Source organism: Pedobacter jeongneungensis (assembly GCF_039538295.1).
Classification (GTDB): domain Bacteria; phylum Bacteroidota; class Bacteroidia; order Sphingobacteriales; family Sphingobacteriaceae; genus Pedobacter; species Pedobacter jeongneungensis.
Window position 1 is genome coordinate 87,773 of sequence record NZ_BAABBY010000009.1, and the last position, 17,868, is coordinate 105,640.

General features: G+C 39.6%; 18 protein-coding genes. 6 read left to right on the plus strand and 12 right to left on the minus strand.

The genetic code is table 11. The features are described from left to right. Positions 1-93: 93 nt before the first annotated feature. The 8 genes from ABD769_RS18115 to ABD769_RS18150 all read right to left on the minus strand — a co-directional run bounded on the left by ABD769_RS18115 (position 94) and on the right by ABD769_RS18150 (position 7,163). A complete protein-coding gene (locus ABD769_RS18115) occupies positions 94-549 on the minus strand; it encodes a 4'-phosphopantetheinyl transferase family protein (RefSeq protein WP_344852779.1) in 456 nt (151 codons plus the stop codon). Next, positions 536-799 carry an acyl carrier protein gene (locus ABD769_RS18120; RefSeq protein ID WP_344852780.1) on the minus strand — a complete coding sequence of 88 codons (264 nt, stop codon included), beginning with the start codon at positions 797-799 and terminating at the stop codon, positions 536-538. The genes ABD769_RS18115 and ABD769_RS18120 overlap by 14 nt, the downstream gene beginning before the upstream one ends. Beyond that, positions 796-2,070, minus strand: a complete 1,275-nt coding sequence (locus ABD769_RS18125; protein ID WP_344852781.1) for a beta-ketoacyl-[acyl-carrier-protein] synthase family protein — start codon at positions 2,068-2,070, stop codon at positions 796-798. The genes ABD769_RS18120 and ABD769_RS18125 overlap by 4 nt, the downstream gene beginning before the upstream one ends. Beyond that, on the minus strand, positions 2,063-2,509 hold the full coding sequence (locus ABD769_RS18130; RefSeq protein WP_344852782.1) for a 3-hydroxyacyl-ACP dehydratase FabZ family protein: 447 nt from the start codon (positions 2,507-2,509) through the stop codon (positions 2,063-2,065). The genes ABD769_RS18125 and ABD769_RS18130 overlap by 8 nt, the downstream gene beginning before the upstream one ends. 80 nt (positions 2,510-2,589) lie before the next feature. After that, a complete protein-coding gene (locus tag ABD769_RS18135; protein WP_344852783.1) occupies positions 2,590-3,642 on the minus strand; it encodes a type III polyketide synthase in 1,053 nt (350 codons plus the stop codon). Further along, positions 3,639-4,352, minus strand: a complete 714-nt coding sequence (locus tag ABD769_RS18140) for a methyltransferase domain-containing protein (protein ID WP_344852784.1) — start codon at positions 4,350-4,352, stop codon at positions 3,639-3,641. The genes ABD769_RS18135 and ABD769_RS18140 overlap by 4 nt, the downstream gene beginning before the upstream one ends. After that, positions 4,353-5,483 carry an NAD(P)/FAD-dependent oxidoreductase gene (locus tag ABD769_RS18145; protein WP_344852785.1) on the minus strand — a complete coding sequence of 377 codons (1,131 nt, stop codon included), beginning with the start codon at positions 5,481-5,483 and terminating at the stop codon, positions 4,353-4,355. It abuts the gene before it with no gap. A 540-nt stretch (positions 5,484-6,023) separates the two neighbouring features. Further along, a complete protein-coding gene (locus ABD769_RS18150; protein WP_344852786.1) occupies positions 6,024-7,163 on the minus strand; it encodes a sterol desaturase family protein in 1,140 nt (379 codons plus the stop codon). A 393-nt stretch (positions 7,164-7,556) separates the two neighbouring features. Between ABD769_RS18150 and lpxK the strand changes: the two genes are divergently transcribed. The 3 genes from lpxK to ABD769_RS18165 are packed head-to-tail and all read left to right on the plus strand — an operon-like array spanning position 7,557 to position 11,413. Next, positions 7,557-8,618, plus strand: a complete 1,062-nt coding sequence (gene lpxK / locus ABD769_RS18155; protein WP_344852787.1) for a tetraacyldisaccharide 4'-kinase — start codon at positions 7,557-7,559, stop codon at positions 8,616-8,618. After that, on the plus strand, positions 8,590-9,405 hold the full coding sequence (locus tag ABD769_RS18160; protein ID WP_187591642.1) for a purine-nucleoside phosphorylase: 816 nt from the start codon (positions 8,590-8,592) through the stop codon (positions 9,403-9,405). The genes lpxK and ABD769_RS18160 overlap by 29 nt, the downstream gene beginning before the upstream one ends. A 1-nt stretch (position 9,406) precedes the next feature. Continuing rightward, entirely contained in the window at positions 9,407-11,413 is a 2,007-nt protein-coding gene (locus ABD769_RS18165) for a putative porin (protein ID WP_344852788.1), read from the plus strand. A gap of 68 nt (positions 11,414-11,481) precedes the next feature. Here the strand turns inward: ABD769_RS18165 and ABD769_RS18170 are convergent, their stop codons facing one another. Then, on the minus strand, positions 11,482-12,222 hold the full coding sequence (locus tag ABD769_RS18170) for an outer membrane beta-barrel protein (protein ID WP_344852789.1): 741 nt from the start codon (positions 12,220-12,222) through the stop codon (positions 11,482-11,484). A gap of 286 nt (positions 12,223-12,508) precedes the next feature. Continuing rightward, positions 12,509-13,690, minus strand: a complete 1,182-nt coding sequence (locus ABD769_RS18175; RefSeq protein ID WP_344852790.1) for an asparagine synthetase B — start codon at positions 13,688-13,690, stop codon at positions 12,509-12,511. A 234-nt stretch (positions 13,691-13,924) separates the two neighbouring features. On the opposite strand from ABD769_RS18175, the gene ABD769_RS18180 reads away from it, so the two are divergent. Both ABD769_RS18180 and ABD769_RS18185 read left to right on the plus strand, forming a co-directional pair. Continuing rightward, complete coding sequence (locus tag ABD769_RS18180) at positions 13,925-14,386, plus strand: peptidylprolyl isomerase (protein ID WP_344852791.1); 462 nt, start codon at positions 13,925-13,927, stop codon at positions 14,384-14,386. A 152-nt stretch (positions 14,387-14,538) separates the two neighbouring features. Beyond that, positions 14,539-15,081: a DUF5606 family protein gene (locus tag ABD769_RS18185; RefSeq protein WP_344852792.1), complete on the plus strand. Its 543-nt coding sequence runs from the start codon at positions 14,539-14,541 to the stop codon at positions 15,079-15,081. 59 nt (positions 15,082-15,140) lie between these two features. Here ABD769_RS18185 and ABD769_RS18190 read toward each other — a convergent pair whose 3' ends face one another. Together ABD769_RS18190 and rlmH are read right to left on the minus strand one after the other, a co-directional pair. After that, on the minus strand, positions 15,141-15,269 hold the full coding sequence (locus ABD769_RS18190) for a hypothetical protein (protein ID WP_255497459.1): 129 nt from the start codon (positions 15,267-15,269) through the stop codon (positions 15,141-15,143). Positions 15,270-15,354: 85 nt separating this feature from the next. Continuing rightward, positions 15,355-15,828 (minus strand): 23S rRNA (pseudouridine(1915)-N(3))-methyltransferase RlmH, encoded by a 474-nt coding sequence (gene rlmH, locus ABD769_RS18195; protein WP_025145144.1) that lies wholly within the window; start codon positions 15,826-15,828, stop codon positions 15,355-15,357. Between the two features lie 111 nt (positions 15,829-15,939). Between rlmH and ABD769_RS18200 the strand changes: the two genes are divergently transcribed. Then, positions 15,940-17,754, plus strand: a complete 1,815-nt coding sequence (locus ABD769_RS18200) for a MutS-related protein (RefSeq protein WP_344852793.1) — start codon at positions 15,940-15,942, stop codon at positions 17,752-17,754. Positions 17,755-17,868: the final 114 nt, after the last annotated feature.

The following is a 17,868-nucleotide window of genomic DNA, read 5'->3' on the forward strand; positions in this document are numbered from 1 at the left end:
ACTTGTTATATGTTAGGCCAGCACCAATACAGGTGGTTTCTGAGTGTTGACAACTTTCTGGTTACACTGCTAATAAAGTTGCCAACTCTGGAATTAATACACCAAAGCCAGGTACCTGCCATGATGGCTCACACAGGCCGGGTTAGTACTTTTATAATCGAAAAGATGATCCGGAGCTCCATAAATCGAGATTTTAATCTCCTCCAGGTGCTTGTAAACAGCTGAGGCAATGGTATGCACAAACGGTGTCTGGATATTACTTTTGGTGAAATAGGTATCGCCATCAATATTTACTTCGCCATAAGTATTCGAATGAATCATACACTTTAAACCTTTAGGAGCAAAATTCCGGAGGCCGGTTTTACGGTTATGGATTTTATAGGCCGATTCTTTCATGCTCCACAACAGCCAGACCATCGCATCAGGATTTTCTGCAGATGCAATCAATAGCTGTTCTTCAGCAGTAAAAATCTTATTGAGGTAATTTTTACGCCGCCAGTTGCTCTGTGTTTTGGCAAGGTCTAAATCAACAATATCATTGCCCGTCACGCGCTTCCAGTTTTGATGCTATAATAGCTGTTGTAGCTTTTACATTGAGCATTTTTGCCATCGAATCGTTGTCTATTTCGATATTAAATTTCTCTTCAATATCAAGAATAATATCAACCAGGTTGGCTGAGTTGATCTTTAAATCGTTGATAAAATCGGTATTTTCATCAATATGGGCCAAAGCCGAGGTTTCTTCGCTATAAGGCTGAACGATGGTTTTTAAAGCTTCGATAATTTGTTCTTTATTCATGAGATGTATTTTTTAAAAATTACGCAGGCGTTAATGTCGCCAAACCCGAAACTGGCTTTAGCTAAGATATTAACCGGCTCGAGGATTAAGGTTTGGGGAATGCTTTTTTCAGGGATTAATTCCTTAATTTCTGCACTTAAATCTTCACAGTTGATGTTCGGGAAAATGAAATCTTCGGCCAATTCGAGTATGGAAGCCACACATTCTATACTGCCCGAAGCGGCAATACAATGCCCGATCATGCCTTTTAATGAGTTAATGTAGGGAAAACGACCTGCAGGTAGTTGCAATGCTGCTTTCCAGTTTTGGATTTCGAGGGCATCTTTGGTGGTAGCGGTAAGGTGACCGTTAATCACATCAATTTCTGCCGCTTGTATGCCTGCGCTTTGCAGTGCCGCTTTAATACATCGCTGAACGGCATCAGGATTAGGTGCAGTCATCGTACCTGAACCCCGCTGACCGCCAGAGTTGACATGCCCACCCAGTACTTCGCCATAAATTCTGGCATTTCTGGCAAGGGCACTTTCAAGCGATTCTAACACCAGTGCACCTGCACCGCTTCCCGGCACAAAACCACTTGCGGTTGTACTCATTGGCCTGCTGCCGCTTTCCGGTTCGTGATTGTGTTTAAAGGTGCAAACCTTCATGGCATCAAAACCGCCCCAAATGTACGGGCCGCTATCGCTGGTGCTCCCCGCCAGCATTCTTGTAGCCTGACCGGATTTAATCCTTTCGTAAGCCAGTAAAATGCTTTCGGCTCCGGTTGCACAGGCCGATGAATTGGTGCTCACCTGGTTGCCCAATCCGAGTTTGCCGCTGATAAATGCACTCACTCCGCTGGCCATGGTCTGTATCACTACCGTGCTTCCCAGTTTTTTGATTTCGAGCTCATCAATTTTATTAATGGCCCATCTGAATTTATCGATACCTGAAGTTCCCGTTCCGAAAACAGTTCCGCTGTTCCAATCGGGTTCATCGTTATTCTCTATTGGTAAACCTGCATCTTTCCAGGCATCCAATCCTGCAATTACACCGTAAACAATACCGCTGCTGTTTAAATTGCGGAGCTCGAGCGGGGTAAAATACTGACTGATCCTTTCTTCGCTCAATTCGGGTTTGCCGGCAATCTGACAGGAGAAATTTAACGCTTCCAGGTCAGGCTGATGGCGAATGCCCGAACGTCCGTTTTTAATCGCATCCGAAAATTCCGGAATCGTGGTTCCATTCGGCGCGCATACGCCCAAACCGGTAATTACAACCCTGTTATCCATTGCTTTTTGTAATTAACATGCCCGAAATATTTCCTTTGCAAACCAACTCACCACCCTCATTTTCCATTTTTACTTTGCAATTCAGTTTGTTAAACCTGAAATAAACTTTCTCACTCGTAACCACCACTTTTTCGCCAGGATAAACCGGTTTTAAAAAGTCGATGGCGTTCGAAGTCATCGCAATTGATAGCTGATGTTCAGTGTGGTTATCTTTTAACAAATAAATTCCCAGACATACCAAACCGATCTGTGCCATGGTTTCGGTGAGGATAACCGCCGGAGTAACCGGATGGTTTTTAAAATGGCCTTCATAAAAGAAGAGGTTTTCGGCATAAGTAAATGCTCCCTTCGCGCCGTTTTCGTCAACGTGCAATAACTCATCAACAAATAGAAAGGATTTGCCATAGGGGAGTTTAGCTAATATTTCGTGTTTTGTCATGGATTATTGAATGATGGAATGAAAGAAGGATTGAATGTGTGAATGATTGAGGGATGGAATGAGTGAATGATGGAATGAACTTACCATTGCAATAATATTCTTTGTGCAGAAAAACCCGGGCCAAAACTAAGCATCAAACCTTTTTCTCCGGGTGCGGGATTTTTATCCATCATGCGTTCTAAAACATAAAGAACTGTTGCGCTGCTCATATTTCCGTAAAGCCGTAAAACTTCTTTTGTTTCGTTTATGTTTTTACCGAGTTCGCTGAATAATTCTTCTACAATCTGAATAATTTTTTTCCCTCCCGGGTGAAAAATCAAATGGTCGATGTCTTTAATTTCGAGGTTATTTTTGGCCAGAAAGGGATGGATAATATCAGGGAAATGCGCTGCAATGGTTTCGGGCACCGCAATATCCAATACCATTTGCAAGCCGGTGTTGGTAAGCTGAAAACCCATCATTTCTTCTGCATCGTAAAAATGGTACATTTCTTCGGCTAAGATCTCTGGTCCGCTGTCTTCTTCGTCCGAACTTAAGAGTACACAGGCAGCGCCATCGCCAAATATGGCCGCACTCACAATATTGGCCATCGAGAAATCGTTAAGCTGAAAGGTTGCGGTTGGCGATTCTACAGCCACAACTGCTGCCCGTTTGCCTGGGTTTGCTTTCAGAAAGTTTTTGGCGTAGATCATACCTGATACACCCGCGGCACAGCCCATTTCGGTTACGGGCAAACGCACCACATCCTGACGGAGTTTTAATAAATTGATCAGGTAGGCATCCAGAGAGGGGATCATAATACCGGTACAGCTCACCGTAATGATGTAATCCAGATCCTGCGCCTGCCAGCCTGCTTTTTCGAGTGCCGAGCCCAAACATTTAGCGCCTAGTTTGATGCCTTCGCGTACATAAATCTTATTCCGCTCTTCAAAGCTTAAATCACTAAAAACTTCTTCGGGCGACATAAACGAATAGCGTTTATCAACCGCTGCACCTTCGAAAATCTTTTTTACTTTTCTTACGAAGCGTTCGTCCTGGTCTTTTAACCAAACATCGAGGAATGGCAAAATCTCATCTGTTGATCGCCAGAATTCGGGCAAGGCTTTGCTTACTGCTTTTACGGTTACGCTCATATTGTTTTAATTATCCATTGGTAGCGGAAAGCCCATTTCCATTTTATCGAACCCGATTTAAGGTGTAATTGTTTCGCATATTTAACCAGGTCGGCTCTTTTAAACCCGCGGAGGATTGATACCAATCCATCCTCGCGCGACATATCGTTTAAACGGAACACATAACATAAGGCTTTAAAAAGCCGGTAAGCCAGTGCACTTCGCTGCAAATCGTTAATCACAATGCCCAATCTGGCCGATCTTTTAAAATTTTCCAGCAGCGCAATAATTTCTTCATCCTTAAAATGATGCAGGGTTAAGGTGCAAAGCATAATGTCGCAGGGTTCATCTTTGCCCAGGTCTTCAAAAATATCGCTGCAATCGTAAGTGATATTGGGATAGTTTCCGGATAAACTTTTCGCATGATCGATGGTAAACCTGTTGGCATCAATTCCTTTTAAGATAAAATTTAAACCTTTCCTTTTGGCATAACCGGCTAAAGTGCGCAGCATATCGCCGTTTCCGCAGCCAATATCAGTAATACGTATCAGTTCATCCTTTGGTTTGCTGCCGGTTAATTTTTTAACTCCGTCTAATGTAACTTTATTGCCGCCCAGGAGTTGGTTAATGCTGGCTATTTTATCCAGTGCATCGCGTAATATTTCGCCTTCCATGGCAAAATCGTCCATAATTTCGGGTGCATTGCTTCTATATGTGGTATCTACAGGCATTTATGTTGTAATGGTAATCGGTTTTCCGTGGGTTTGTTTAATAATTTGGTTGAGCAAAAAGGGCATTTTACCTAAAGTATTCATCGTAAAACGCTCAAGGTTATTATTTTTAAGCAAAGAAGATAAAATCCTGCCCATTTTTAAGCGGTTTTTAAATTCCCTGTTCCATTGCATGGTATAATAATTTTCCAGCGTGGCGCGGGAGCTGATTTTACCATTTATTTTTTGATGTAATAGTGTTGAAACGATTTTGGCACTGTGAATAGCCATCGCCATGCCATTTCCACAAAGTGGATGGATAAGTCCGGCGGTATCTCCAGTCATTAAAATGTGGTTATATACCGGTTCTTTGGCTTCAAAGGAAACCTGACTGATGGTTAAAGGCGTGTCGAATAAATTTTCTGCTTTTTCAAAAATCGCTTTCAGGTAACTGTTTTTGTAAAGGATATTTTCCTGATAGGCCAGAATGTTTTTGTGCTTTTTAAAACTTTCGTAATTGGCGAGGTAACAAATGTTTAACCGGTTATTTTCTACTTTGGAAACCCCGCAATAGCCGCCTTCGAAATTATGCAGGCTAACCACATCGTTAGGGAAATCTGCCTGATAGTGTGCCTTTACAGCCAGATATGGCGATTGCTTGCTGATGAATTTCCGGTTTAGTTTAACATCGATTGCTGATCTTTTTCCATAAGCGCCGATAACATAGGCTGCAGTAAAACTATTGGTTGCTGTTTCTACTATAAATTGATCGTTAGCGAAATTCACCTGCACAACGCGATCGTGGATTACCTTTACATTTCTACTGATAAGTTCGGTATAGAGGTAGTGGTCTATCGTGTACCTGCTAAGTCCGAAACCGCCAAGTGGTAATTTCGTTTGTATGCTTTTGCCAGAAAGGGAAGTAAAAAGCAGCTCGCTGATTAAAGCAGGCATAAGGCTTTCAATATTGAGGCCGAGCCATTTAAAATAGGGCAGTACTTCGTTCGAAATGTATTCGCCGCAAACTTTATGATGGGGATAGGGATCTTGCTCAATCAGTATCACGTTTAGCCCGAGCTTATTCAGGTGGAGTGCAGCAGTTAAGCCTGCCAATCCGCCTCCAATAATTAAAATTTCTGTTTCGGACTGCATAAGATGAGATGGAACGCTAATATAACACTTTAAATTTCTGTTTGTTCCGGTTGCAAGTCTTTAACGCGTTTGCGCCCGTTTCCAAACGAGTGCAGAAATCGCTTTATGATTACATCGTTTAAAACGATGAGTTATTGAACACTCGTTAGAAACGAGCGCTAGCTTAAAAATTAACAGCCTCACCGGGTTTAAAAACCTTTAACAGCAGCACTGCCGGTATTAATTAAACGGGATTGCAGCGATATACTTTTGTTTTCCTTCAAAAACAAAAGATTTAGCGGCAAGCCCGGCTAACATTGATCTTTACTGCAGGCATTGCTTTTCTAATGATTAGGATGTATAATCGCTTTATGATTACATCGTTTAAAACGATGATTTATTCAACACTCGTTAGAAACGAGCGTTAGCTTAAAAAGCCCGGCTAACATTGATCTTTACTGCAGGCATTGCTTTCCTAATGATTAGGATGTATAATCGCTTTATGATTACATCGTTTAAAACGATGATTTATTCAACGCTCGTTAGAAACGAGCGTTAGCACTACCTGTCGCTCCGTTCTTCCATATTTAAATCGGTATCAAACGGACTTTTGGTAAAAGGATAAATAGATTGTTTAACAAAACCTTTCGGGTAGGCTGCCTCGTGTACGCCCGTTCCGGCCGGCCATTCCTTGCCCGGTAAGTAATAGGTGCCGAACATCATGTCGATAAATGGAAATATAGAGGCAAAATTATGTCCGTAATATTTCGGGTCTTCGCAATGGTGCCAGTGGTGGTATTGTGGGGTAGTAAAAATGTATTTAAGCGGCCCGAAATTAATGCGGGTGTTGGCATGGATCAATACGGCGTGTATCGCAATGAAAATAATGTACACGTTAAAAACCGTCGATGAGAAACCTAAAACGTAAAGCGGAATAAAAGTCATGGCCCGGGTAAAAAAGATATCGATAAAATGGGTGCGGCTTCCGGCCAGCCAATCCATATTCTGCGTAGAGTGGTGTATCGAATGGAAACGCCATAAAGCTACACGAGTATGGAAAAAACGATGTGCCCAATACTGAAACAGATCTGTACTAAAGAATGCCAGGAACAAAGCCACTATAAAAGGCAAACCCTGTACCCATGCATGTACTTTATCTAATCCCATCCAGCCAAAAAATAATACGGCCGGTTTTTGTGTAATAATGCCAAAAAACTGAATAAACAGGTGGCTGATTACAAAATAGGTTAAATCAGTGCGCCACTCTTCGTGAAATTTGGTTTGCTCGTTATTTTTTGGAAAGAATAACTCCAAAGGAACAAAAATAGCGACCATCAAAAGCAGGTCTAAGATCATCCAGTCTAAACCGAAATGCCAGCTCGATTTGGCTACATCCCTGCCTTCTACACTTAATGCGCCTAATATTACCGCTAAGGCGCCCAATGCAAAACCCGGCCAGGCCCATTTAATTTTTTTGCTGAGGATTAAACTCAACAAAGAAAAAAAGAAACAGGCAATAACGCCACCCAGCATTAAAGCTTCCATGCTTTCTTTGGTGTATATTTCGCGGAATTCGGGGGTGGTTAGCTTTTCAGGATAATGAAAACATAGGATCCCTAAAAGTGCCAGTACGGCTAAGAAAATAGAAATATATCCACTGATCTGGCCCTGGCCAACAACTAATCTTTTACTAGGAGACATTAAATTATGTTTTGATAAATAACAATGATAATAAAAAAACTTAAATTATAGTTGATTTATTAGTTCAATTGTTCATTAGTCATTAGTTCATTGGTCAGCATGATGCAAAAAAATATTTAGTGTAAATCAGTGCATCTGTGGCTAAATTGTTCATTAGTCATTTGTTGATTGGTAATCGCCAACTGAAAACAGGTTATGGGTTCATTGTTCATTAGTGCACTTAGTTACTGATCATTTGAAATTGATTATTGATCATTCCATCTCCCATCTTCCATCATCCATCTTCCATTATACATCTTTCCAAACCATTTCCTCCGCTCAGGGGTTGCTTTAATGGCATGCCGGTACAAATGCCTTTCTTTTTTAAATAATCAGTATTTTTGAAACCACGATATGTTACTAAACTACCTGCGTCTTTTACTGCTCCCTTTTTCACTGCTATATGGATTGGCGATTACCCTCCGTAAAAAATTATACGATTGGGGGATGCTGCGTTCTGTAAAGTTTGATCTGCCCGTAATCTGCGTGGGGAATCTGGCTGTTGGCGGATCTGGAAAAACACCCACCGTTGAATATCTGGTGAGGTTGCTTGCCGATCATAAAATCGCGATTTTAAGCAGGGGTTATGGCCGCAAAACGAAGGGATTTATCCTTGCCGATGCCACTGCAACCGCCGAAACCATTGGTGATGAACCTTTACAGTACCATCAGAAATTTAGCAGCGTAACTGTTGCCGTGTGCGAAGACCGTGTAAAAGGTATCAACCAGCTAAAAGAAAACCATGATCTCATTATCCTCGATGATGCCTTTCAGCACCGTGCGGTACAGGCAGGTTTTAATATCCTGCTGTTCGAATTCAGAAAATTAGGGACTTTACAGTTTTTACTGCCGGCGGGTAATTTGAGGGATGTTTTTTCTTCGCGTAAACGGGCAGATGTATTATTGGTTACCAAATCGCCGGTTCCTCTATTACACGTAGCACAACAAGCCTCAATAAATGAGCTTCAGCCCAATACCAGTCAGCCTGTATTACATTCGTATTTAAAGTATGGTAAGCTGGTTCATTTATATGGAAAAGAAACCCGCGAACTCGAATCGGTAAAAGATTTTGAAATTTACCTTTTAACCGGTATTGCCAATCCGGAACCTTTAATAGAAGAACTTGGAAAATATTCCAAAACCATTAAACACGAAGAATTTCCTGATCATTATGCTTTTAAGGAAGCTGATATCAGAAAGTTTAAAAACACTTTTCTGGCCGGGATTAAAAAAGAAAAAATCATCATCACAACAGAAAAGGATAGCAAGCGTTTAAGAGCTACCGGATTTGAAGATTTACTGTTAGATTTACCTGTATATTATTTACCCATAGAGGTTGAATTATTTGAAGAAGATAAGATTACCTTTGACGAACTCATTTTAAATTATGTTAAGAGCAATAGAAGAAACCGTTGAATATATAAAACGCAAAACCGAAAATTTTAAACCAGAAATTGGCATTATTTTAGGTACTGGCTTAGGTGGCCTGGTAAAAGAAATCGAAGTAGAACATCAGTTGATGTATTCTAATATCCCAAACTTTCCCATTTCCACATTAGAATTTCATAGCGGCAAACTTATTTTTGGTACACTGAATGGTAAGAAAATTATTGCCATGCAGGGTCGTTTGCACTATTACGAAGGATACAGCATGCAGCAGATTACCTTTCCGGTAAGGGTAATGAAAGGTTTGGGTATCGAAAACCTGATCGTTTCCAATGCAGCAGGCTCATTAAACCCTGAATTTAAAAAAGGCGATTTAATGATTATTGAAGATCACATTAACTTACAGCCCGATAATCCCTTACGTGGCATCATTGAAAGTGAATTAGGTCCGCGTTTTCCAGATATGAGCCAGCCTTATAAACGCGATATTATTGCCAAAGCTTTAGAAATTGCAAAAAATGTAGATATAAAATGCCATAAAGGCGTATATGTTGCCGTTTCTGGTCCGAATTTAGAAACCAAGGCAGAATATAAATATTTACGTTTAATTGGTGCCGACGCTGTGGGTATGAGTACCGTACCGGAAGTAATTGTGGCCAATCATGCCGGTTTACCGGTTTTCGCCATTTCTGTACTTACTGATGAAGGTTTCCCTGAAGATCTGCAGCCTTTTAACTTAGATGAAATTTTAGCCGCTGCGGCAAAGGCCGAACCGAAGATGACAGAAATTTTAACCCGCTTAATTTCTGAATTGTAACATGCGTAAAATCGTTCAAATCTGTTTTTTAGTCTTCATGCTTGCCGGCATCAATAAAGCCTTTGCACAAGATTTAAAAACAAATGTGGGTACCAACAAAGAGCTCGATTCTGTTCGGAAGAAACTGGATGGCGGAAAAGATTCGGTGGTTTTTACTGCAAGGTATATCCGTTATACCAAACTTGGCCTCAGTAAAGATAGCATTGTACTGTTGCCTTTAGATACCTCTACGGTTAACATTCAGAATTATAGTCCGCTTTTGCAACCCATGCACCCTACCATCAGCACCGGAAACATGGGCTTATCTGCAAGGCCTTTATTGTACGAGCCAAGTAAAAGAATCGGTTTCGATGTAGGTTTCCACTCGCTCGATTATTACGCCTTAACGCCTGAAGATATCATTTACTATCAGGCCAGAACCCCCTTTACCAGTTTATACTTTGTTAGTGCCGGACAAAAGGAACAGCTTTTCAGGGCTATACACAGCCAGAACATCAAGAAAAACTGGAATGTTGGCGTAAATTTTAACCGGGGAGATTCCAAGGGTTTCTATGTAAGGCAACGCGGTGATAATTTAAATGTTGCCGTTTTCTCCTGGTACCAATCGCCAAGCAAGCGTTATAACATGTGGGCCTCTGCAATTTTTAACACCATGCGGGGTTACGAGAATGGATCGGTTGTGGCACAGAATATCTTCGATCCGGGATATAACGCCATCAGCAGGGATGGTGAGGCTGTAAACCTGACGGATTCAAGAAACATGTATAAGAAAAATACCGTGTTTTTAAAGCAGACTTATTACGTTGGCCGGATTGATACTTCGGCAAATGCAAATAATGCTGTTTTGCCGACTAATAAGGTTACCTATACTTTTGAGTACAATAACGACAGTTACGATTTTTATAAAAATGGTACCGATCCGAACAATGTATTGCCTCCAGGGATAAACAGTACAACCTTTACAAACGATTCTACCCATGTGCAGCACATTAAAAATGAATTTATTTATAGCTTTTTCTTAAGGCCAAAAAATTCTTCACTGATTAAAAATGAATTAAAGGTTGATGCCGGGGTAAGGCACGATTATTACAAACACGAATTTTTGGGCATTAAACAGGATGGAACAAATTACGAGCGAAGCCGTTTTGCTTATCAGAATATAACCATTTTGGGTGCTGCAGGATATCGTTTCTCTTCCAATATTGATTTTAACTTAAATGTTGAGCAGATTTTGCAGGGCGAAAACGCGGGCGATTACCTCTACGAAGCTAAAAGTAAAATTTTGCTGAGCAAATCAATCGGACGGATAGAGCTGGGTGCTTACGCACAGAACCAATCGCCGGCAACCATATTTAATTATTACCATGGCAACCACTACCAGTGGACCAATAACGATTTTAAAAACACTAAAATTGCCAACTTATCATTCAATTATATCAATGATAAATATGGCCTGAATGCAGGGGCCCGGTATATTTTAACCAGTAATTACCTGTATTTCGGAGCCGATCATTCTAATGGTACCACGGCTATTTTACCTAAACAGGCCACTGCCGATATCAGCCTGATCAGGATAGATGTATCTAAAAAATGGAGGTTTGGAAGGTTTGCAATGGAAAATTACATCGCCTACCAGAAAACCGATAACAATGCCATCTTAAGAACTCCTGATTTTTATACTTATAACAGTATTTATTTCGATAATACCTTTTTTAAGGTACTAAAAGCAAACATCGGTTTTGATGTAAGGTACAATTCTGAATATGCAAATTACCTGTATTCGCCTGCTACTGCGCAGTTTTATATAGATGAAACCAATCCGATAACATTTGCCTCAAAACCAATTGTAGATGTTTTCTTTAAAGCCAATTTAAAACGGGCAAACATATTTGTGAAATACGATTTCGTAAACCAGGGTTTATTTCAGCGGGGATACTACACTGTAAACCGGTACCCGATGCAGGATGCATTGTTAAAGTTTGGCGTAACCTGGAATTTTTACGACTAATAAATTTAAGGCATAAAAAAACCGCCCCGATTTTACATCGGGACGGTTTTTTACTTTTAAGGCTTTTCTTAGAACGAATAACCAACTGAGAAACCTAACACACGGTTAGTTAATTTGTTGGCGTTAGCCTGTCTGTCTTTTGGTGTTAAATCAGTTAAACCTAAACCGTAGTTAGCACCTACTAAAAAGCCAGAGTTTGTACGGTAAGCTAAACCAAAGTTTGCACCAAATTCTGTGCTACCATAGTTTTTGTCGCTTGCACTACCAAAAGATAAATCCCTGTCATTCGAGTTGGTAACAGTAGCACTTGTATTATTGCTGTTGTTAACCGTAGTGATTGTTGTTTGTCCTTTGTCTTTACCCGAGATGTTAAAACCAATGTAAGGACCGGCACTGATCTGAACTGCACCTGCATCACCTGTAGGGATTCTGAATACCGCATTAATTGGAACTTCAATAGCCATTAAATTTGTTTTAACAGATGAAGTTGTGGTAACGGTATTGTTTCCAATAGTTGAAGTACCTGTCGATTCAAATTTGTTACCCTTGTTCTGTAACGAAACACCTGGTTGGATAAAGAAGTTATTTCCTACACCAAAATCACCAAATGCTGTAACATTAAAACCTACATTGTTTTTTGCATTGTCGTTAAAAGCATTTGCTGCTGCATCATCGCCACCGGCATGGAACTTTGATAAGTTAACACCGGCTTTAATTCCAAAACGAGCAGTTTCACCAGTCATTTTTGTTTGTGCAAATGCACCTGTTGCCAATAAAATAACCGAAGCGCTTAATAATAACTTTTTCATAATATTTTTCTTTTAGAAGAATCTTGTTTTAAAATTTCAGGCTCTCACCTGTTGTTAATTACAAGCCTCAATTCCAAAAGCTGTGCCAAAGTATCAAGTCTGTTACATTTAAGTATCTAATATGCTGGTTTACAGTGTCTTTTTTAAGAATTTTTGGTGGAGTGATATTGATGAATAGTGATACCAATGCAGCATTTTTACTGTATAGTTAACAGGAATATCAGCAAAAATTAAGATTTTTTTAATCCTGAAAGGAATAATGCCAAAATGGTGATAATATTAAAAGTTAAGTTTTTTGCGGTTTCTTTTTGGCTGCAGGGAAAAGTACATTATTTAAAATTAAACGGTAACCCGGCGAATTAGGATGCAAACTTAAATCTGTTGGTGGATCGCCAACCGCGTGCTGGTAATCTTCCGGATCGTGGCCACCATAAAAAGTAAACTGACCTTTTCCTATCTCGCCATGCAAATACCTTACCTCGGCAGCACCTTTATTTTCGCCCAGAACAGTTACACTGGTTTTAACCAGGCTTTTTCTAAAAGAGGTTGTTTGGCCCATAAAACCTTTAATCACCTTATCATGATCCTGGGTAAGCATGGTGGGCACCAGGTCCCATTTGGCAGAAAAATCGAATAAGGTAAAGTAATCGTTGCTTTGGTTTAGCGTACGCGTCTGCGTAGCATCAATATCCGAAAATTCATAATTCATCGGATTATTGTCCAGCTTAAAATTCTGGAAGGCCAATGTTTTGTTAAAATCCAGTTTAGCCTGCGCATTTGGGTCTGCAGGATCGCCGTCGAACATTTGTGAACAGATATCTACCCCATCAGCAGCCAGCGCAATATCAAAACTATCCGTACCAGAGCACATGGCAAAGAGAAAACCTCCGCCTGCACAATACTCTTTAATGTGTTTGGCCACCGCCAGTTTCATTTCTGATACTTTTTTATAGCCCATGCGTTTTGCTAAAGCTTCCTGGTTTTTAACATCTTCCTGGTACCAGGTGGCATACCTGAAATTGGCCCAGAAACGCCCGTATTGCCCGGTAAAATCCTCATGGTGCAAATGCAGCCAGTCGTATTTGCTTAGTTTATCCTGAAGTATGTCGTCATCATAAATCACATCGTAAGGAATTTCGGCATAAGTAAGCACCAAAGTAACCGCATCATCCCACGGTAATTTACTTTTAGGAGAATATACCGCGATTTTGGGTGTTTTCTCCAGTTTCACCATTTCCATATTTACGGAGGGATCGCTGATTTCGTTCAGTAAACTCACTACTTTACCATCAGCAATTACTTCGTAAGATACCCCGCGGATTTTCAATTCATCTTCTACCGCTTTGTTGTATTTGATTAAAAAGCTTCCGCCACGGTAATTCAACAGCCAGTCAACCTCCAGCTGCTTGCTGATGGTCCAGTAGGCAATTCCGTATGCTTTCAGGTGGTTTTTTTGGTCTTCATCCATATAAATTAAGAGCGATGAAGCCCTGAGTCCTAAAGAACAAAGCAGGCAAAAGAGGAGGATATAATATTTCTTTATCAAATCGGTATGCTTAAAACACTAAAATACCGCATTTAAACTGGATAGAAAAATTTAATGATGTTATAAGTTATACAATTTTGTTATTTTTGCCCTCTACCAAAAAAAATGAGCAATTTTTTTAGGCAAATAAAATTTAAAATTAGTACCGATATTAATATGAGTAAAGCAATAATAAAAACAGAAAAAGGCGAAATGACCGTAGAATTCTACGAAAACGATGCGCCGAAAGCCGTTGCAAACTTTAAAAAATTAGCTAAAGAAGGCTTTTATGATGGTGTAACTTTTCACCGTGTAATCCCTAATTTTATGGTTCAGGGTGGATGCCCGAATTCAAAAGATCCGGCTAAAGCACATTTGGCAGGTACTGGTGGACCGGGTTACAAAATCGATTGCGAACTTGACGGAGAAAACCAATATCATGACCGAGGCGTATTATCAATGGCACATGCCGGCCGTAACACCGGTGGGTCACAATTTTTTATCTGCCACAGCAGAGCCAATACTGCGCATTTAGACCGTAACCATACTTGTTTTGGTAAAGTTGTTGAGAATGTAGATCTTGTTGACGATATCCGCCAGGGCGATAAAATTTTGAACATAGAGGTTTTAGAAGACTAAAAAATAGATGCGAGATTTGAGACATTAGATTTGAGACTTGATTTTCTCTGATTGATGCTCCTATCTCATTAATAATTGAACAAAGAGCTTTAGTTATTTGATTTGAGTGATTTCTCATATCTCATATCTCGAATCTCATATCTCAAAAAAATATGAATTTAAGAGGAATTGTTGCCGTATCCGGCAGACCAGGTTTGTTTAAACTGGTTGGACAAAATAAAGTGGGTTATATTTTAGAGGGTTTAGATGCCCAAAAAACTAAAATTGTAGCCAACATTACCAATACTAAACTGGCTTCGTTAGAAGACATTACTGTATATGGTGAAGAGGAAGAAATTAAACTGGCAGATATTTTTGCTAAAATTTCTGAAAAGGGATCCACTCCGGATTTAAAAGGCGATTTACGTGCTTACTTCTTAGAAGTAGCTCCGGGCCACGATCAGGATAAGGTTTATGCTTCGGATATGAAGAAAATCATTACCTGGTATAACCTGTTGAAAGATCTTCCTTTATTTACTGAAGAAACTCCGGAAACTCCAGGAACAGCAGCAGAAGTTAAATTATCAGAAGAAAAAGCAGCAGCAGATAAGAAAACTAAAGCTGGTGGCGCAAAAGCATCAGCAAGTGCTAAAGCAACTACTAAAACTTCGGCTCCTGCAAAGAAAGCAAGCATGACAAGTAAAAAAGGCGTTTAAGCTTTATTTACTTTGCAATAAAAACACCAGGCAGATCTGTCTGGTGTTTTTTTATGGGTTTAATCGAAGAAATACCAAAGCAAGGCTACAATTACCAATGAAGCAATGATGCTGATCCATAAGTATTTATTGTTGCGGTTCTGATCACTTTTGTACCTGTATTCCCGTTTATATTTATCTAATAGCATAATTTCTTTTATTTAATGATGATTTTAATCTAGTTTTTCCATATTTCAGCCCCACTCTCCATCTTCCATTTGACATCTTCCATCCCTAAGCGTGATGATAAGGTTCTCCTTTTAAAATGCTAAATCCGCGGTAAAGCTGCTCAACAAAAAATAACCTGATCATTTGGTGCGAAAAAGTCATATCCGATAGAGAAATTAAACCATTTGCCCTTTTGTAAATACTTTCGTCAAAACCATAGGGCCCGCCGATAATAAAAATAAGGTGCTGTACGCTACCAACCATCTGTTTATTTAAATAGTTGGAAAATTCTACCGACGAATATTTTTTTCCTTTTTCATCTAATAAAATCACAACATCGCCATTATTAATTTGTTTGTGCAGTAACTCCGCTTCTTTTGCTTTTTGCTGCGCCTCACTCAGGTTTTTAACGTTTTTTACATCAGGTATGGCTAAAAAACTAAAGTTAATATAATGTTTCAGGCGGTTGATGTATTTATCAATTCCCTCAATTAGATATTTATCTTCAGTTTTGCCAATGGCGATCAGGGTAATCTTCATTTAATATTTTGCCTATCTTTAGAATTTGGAGTTCCAAACTTAGAGAAAATTGTAACAAAAAATACAATCTATCCATCTGATAGCTCCGGAAATGTATATTGAATATAAATCATGCTAAAACAAAAACAAGAAATAATTGCCGCTTACGATCAGAAAATTAAAGAAGTAACAACAGCCATCAGTCAGAGCAAAAAACTGATTGATCAGCTTTCTTTTGTGCGCATTGGTTTATTCCTGGCCGAAATTTTACTATTTATTGCACTGGTTAGCTCGGCAGATGATAATCTGCGAACTTTAATTCAGATCGGTTTAATGCTGCCTGTAATTGCATTTGCCTTTATTGTGCGCCGGCAAAGTAAGCTCGATCGCGAAATCGATTATAAAAAACAGCTTTTGTGGGTTTATCAGAACGAGTGGAATGTTTTAAACGGAAACGTGAACGGATACGACCAGGGTACTGCTTTTGAATCGGAATTGCATCCTTATGCTGCTGATCTTGATATTTTTGGACATGCCTCATTATTCGCGCTGGTTAACCGTTGCAGCACCAAAAGCGGAAATAATATTTTGGCCAAAAATTTAGGAGAAAAATCTACACGCGATAAGATGCTGCAGAGACAGGAAGCGGTAAAAGAAATAATTGAAAAGATAGATGAGACCTATAGTTTCAGGGCTAATCTGCATGGCTACGATCCGGATAAGATAGAGCAGATTAAAATGCAGTTGAAGTATCAGTTGGGAGCGCAACTGGAATTTGTAGCCGGAAAATTTTTACGGATTTACGTTAAATTAGTCCCTTACCTGTCTATCGCGCTGGTTTTGGCGGGATTATTTGTAAGCAGTGTTTTCTGGAAAGTTTTAATCCTGCTTTGCATTATCCACATTGGATGGAACGTATTATTGGGAGCAAAGATCAATAAGGTTTTTTATAGTTTCGGTGGAAGTTCTAACCTGTTAAACGGATATGCAAGCGCTATTTTATGGACAGAAAATCAAAACTGGAAGAGCCCTTACACCTTGAATTTATTAGACTCGAAAATTCCGGTGAGTAAAGAAATTAAAAGCCTGTCTAAAATTATCGAAAATTTTGATGCAAGGCTTAATATTATCGTTGGTGGAATATTGAATGCAATTTTATTATGGGATTTAAGGTGTTGTGTTAATCTTGATAAATGGTATAAATCGTCTTCAAATGATGTAGTTACAGCCCTCCATCACCTGGGAGATTTTGAAGAACTGATTTCGCTGGCCACCACAGCTCATAATCATCCTGACTGGATTTTTCCGGTACTTACTGATGACTTTGCCCTTTCGGCTATCAATATCGGGCATCCGCTTATTAATGAAAAATTAAGGATAAACAATGATTTTCATCTGAAAGCAAAACCAACCGTTGATATTGTAACGGGATCTAACATGGCGGGTAAAAGCACTTTTCTCCGCACTTTGGGCATTAATATGATATTGGCTTATGCAGGTGCACCGGTTTGTGCCAAAAGTATGGAATTATCTGTTTTCTCGATTAATACTTACATGCGGATTAAAGATTCGCTAAACGAAAGCACTTCTACATTTAAGGCAGAATTAAACCGTTTGAAAATGATTTTAGATCATGTGGTAAAAGACAAAGATACCCTTGTACTGATTGATGAAATGCTCCGTGGTACCAATAGCAGGGATAAATACCTGGGGTCGAAAGTTTTTGTAGAAAAACTGATTGCCGAAAAAACACCTGCGCTTTTTGCCACTCATGATCTGCAACTGGCCGATCTGATTATTGACCACCCGGAAACGGTTCGTAATTTCCATTTCGATATCCAGATTACAGAAGGCGAAATGAAATTTGATTATCTGCTTAAACAAGGACCCTGCAAAACTTTTAATGCTGCCATTTTACTGAAAGAAATTGGGCTGACTTTGGATTAGTGAGGTATCAGCAGCACTGTAGAAAGATATTTATATTAATCGGATGTAACTCCAAACTGCACAGGAAAATAGAATTAGAAAATCCATAGAATTTTTATCTTGGTTTAAAAAAAC

Excerpts from the sequence above, each read along its gene's own strand:
- ABD769_RS18120 (WP_344852780.1), bottom strand. The coding sequence starts at position 799 with ATGAATAAAGAACAAATTATCGAAGCTTTAAAAACCATCGTTCAGCCT.
- ABD769_RS18125 (WP_344852781.1), bottom strand. The coding sequence starts at position 2,070 with ATGGATAACAGGGTTGTAATTACCGGTTTGGGCGTATGCGCGCCGAAT.
- ABD769_RS18130 (WP_344852782.1), bottom strand. The coding sequence starts at position 2,509 with ATGACAAAACACGAAATATTAGCTAAACTCCCCTATGGCAAATCCTTT.
- ABD769_RS18135 (WP_344852783.1), bottom strand. The coding sequence starts at position 3,642 with ATGAGCGTAACCGTAAAAGCAGTAAGCAAAGCCTTGCCCGAATTCTGG.
- ABD769_RS18140 (WP_344852784.1), bottom strand. The coding sequence starts at position 4,352 with ATGCCTGTAGATACCACATATAGAAGCAATGCACCCGAAATTATGGAC.
- ABD769_RS18145 (WP_344852785.1), bottom strand. The coding sequence starts at position 5,483 with ATGCAGTCCGAAACAGAAATTTTAATTATTGGAGGCGGATTGGCAGGC.
- ABD769_RS18150 (WP_344852786.1), bottom strand. The coding sequence starts at position 7,163 with ATGTCTCCTAGTAAAAGATTAGTTGTTGGCCAGGGCCAGATCAGTGGA.
- lpxK (WP_344852787.1), top strand. The coding sequence starts at position 7,557 with ATGTTACTAAACTACCTGCGTCTTTTACTGCTCCCTTTTTCACTGCTA.
- ABD769_RS18160 (WP_187591642.1), top strand. The coding sequence starts at position 8,590 with ATGTTAAGAGCAATAGAAGAAACCGTTGAATATATAAAACGCAAAACC.
- ABD769_RS18165 (WP_344852788.1), top strand. The coding sequence starts at position 9,407 with ATGCGTAAAATCGTTCAAATCTGTTTTTTAGTCTTCATGCTTGCCGGC.
- ABD769_RS18170 (WP_344852789.1), bottom strand. The coding sequence starts at position 12,222 with ATGAAAAAGTTATTATTAAGCGCTTCGGTTATTTTATTGGCAACAGGT.
- ABD769_RS18175 (WP_344852790.1), bottom strand. The coding sequence starts at position 13,690 with ATGGATGAAGACCAAAAAAACCACCTGAAAGCATACGGAATTGCCTAC.
- ABD769_RS18180 (WP_344852791.1), top strand. The coding sequence starts at position 13,925 with ATGAGTAAAGCAATAATAAAAACAGAAAAAGGCGAAATGACCGTAGAA.
- ABD769_RS18185 (WP_344852792.1), top strand. The coding sequence starts at position 14,539 with ATGAATTTAAGAGGAATTGTTGCCGTATCCGGCAGACCAGGTTTGTTT.
- ABD769_RS18190 (WP_255497459.1), bottom strand. The coding sequence starts at position 15,269 with ATGCTATTAGATAAATATAAACGGGAATACAGGTACAAAAGTGATCAG.
- rlmH (WP_025145144.1), bottom strand. The coding sequence starts at position 15,828 with ATGAAGATTACCCTGATCGCCATTGGCAAAACTGAAGATAAATATCTA.
- ABD769_RS18200 (WP_344852793.1), top strand. The coding sequence starts at position 15,940 with ATGCTAAAACAAAAACAAGAAATAATTGCCGCTTACGATCAGAAAATT.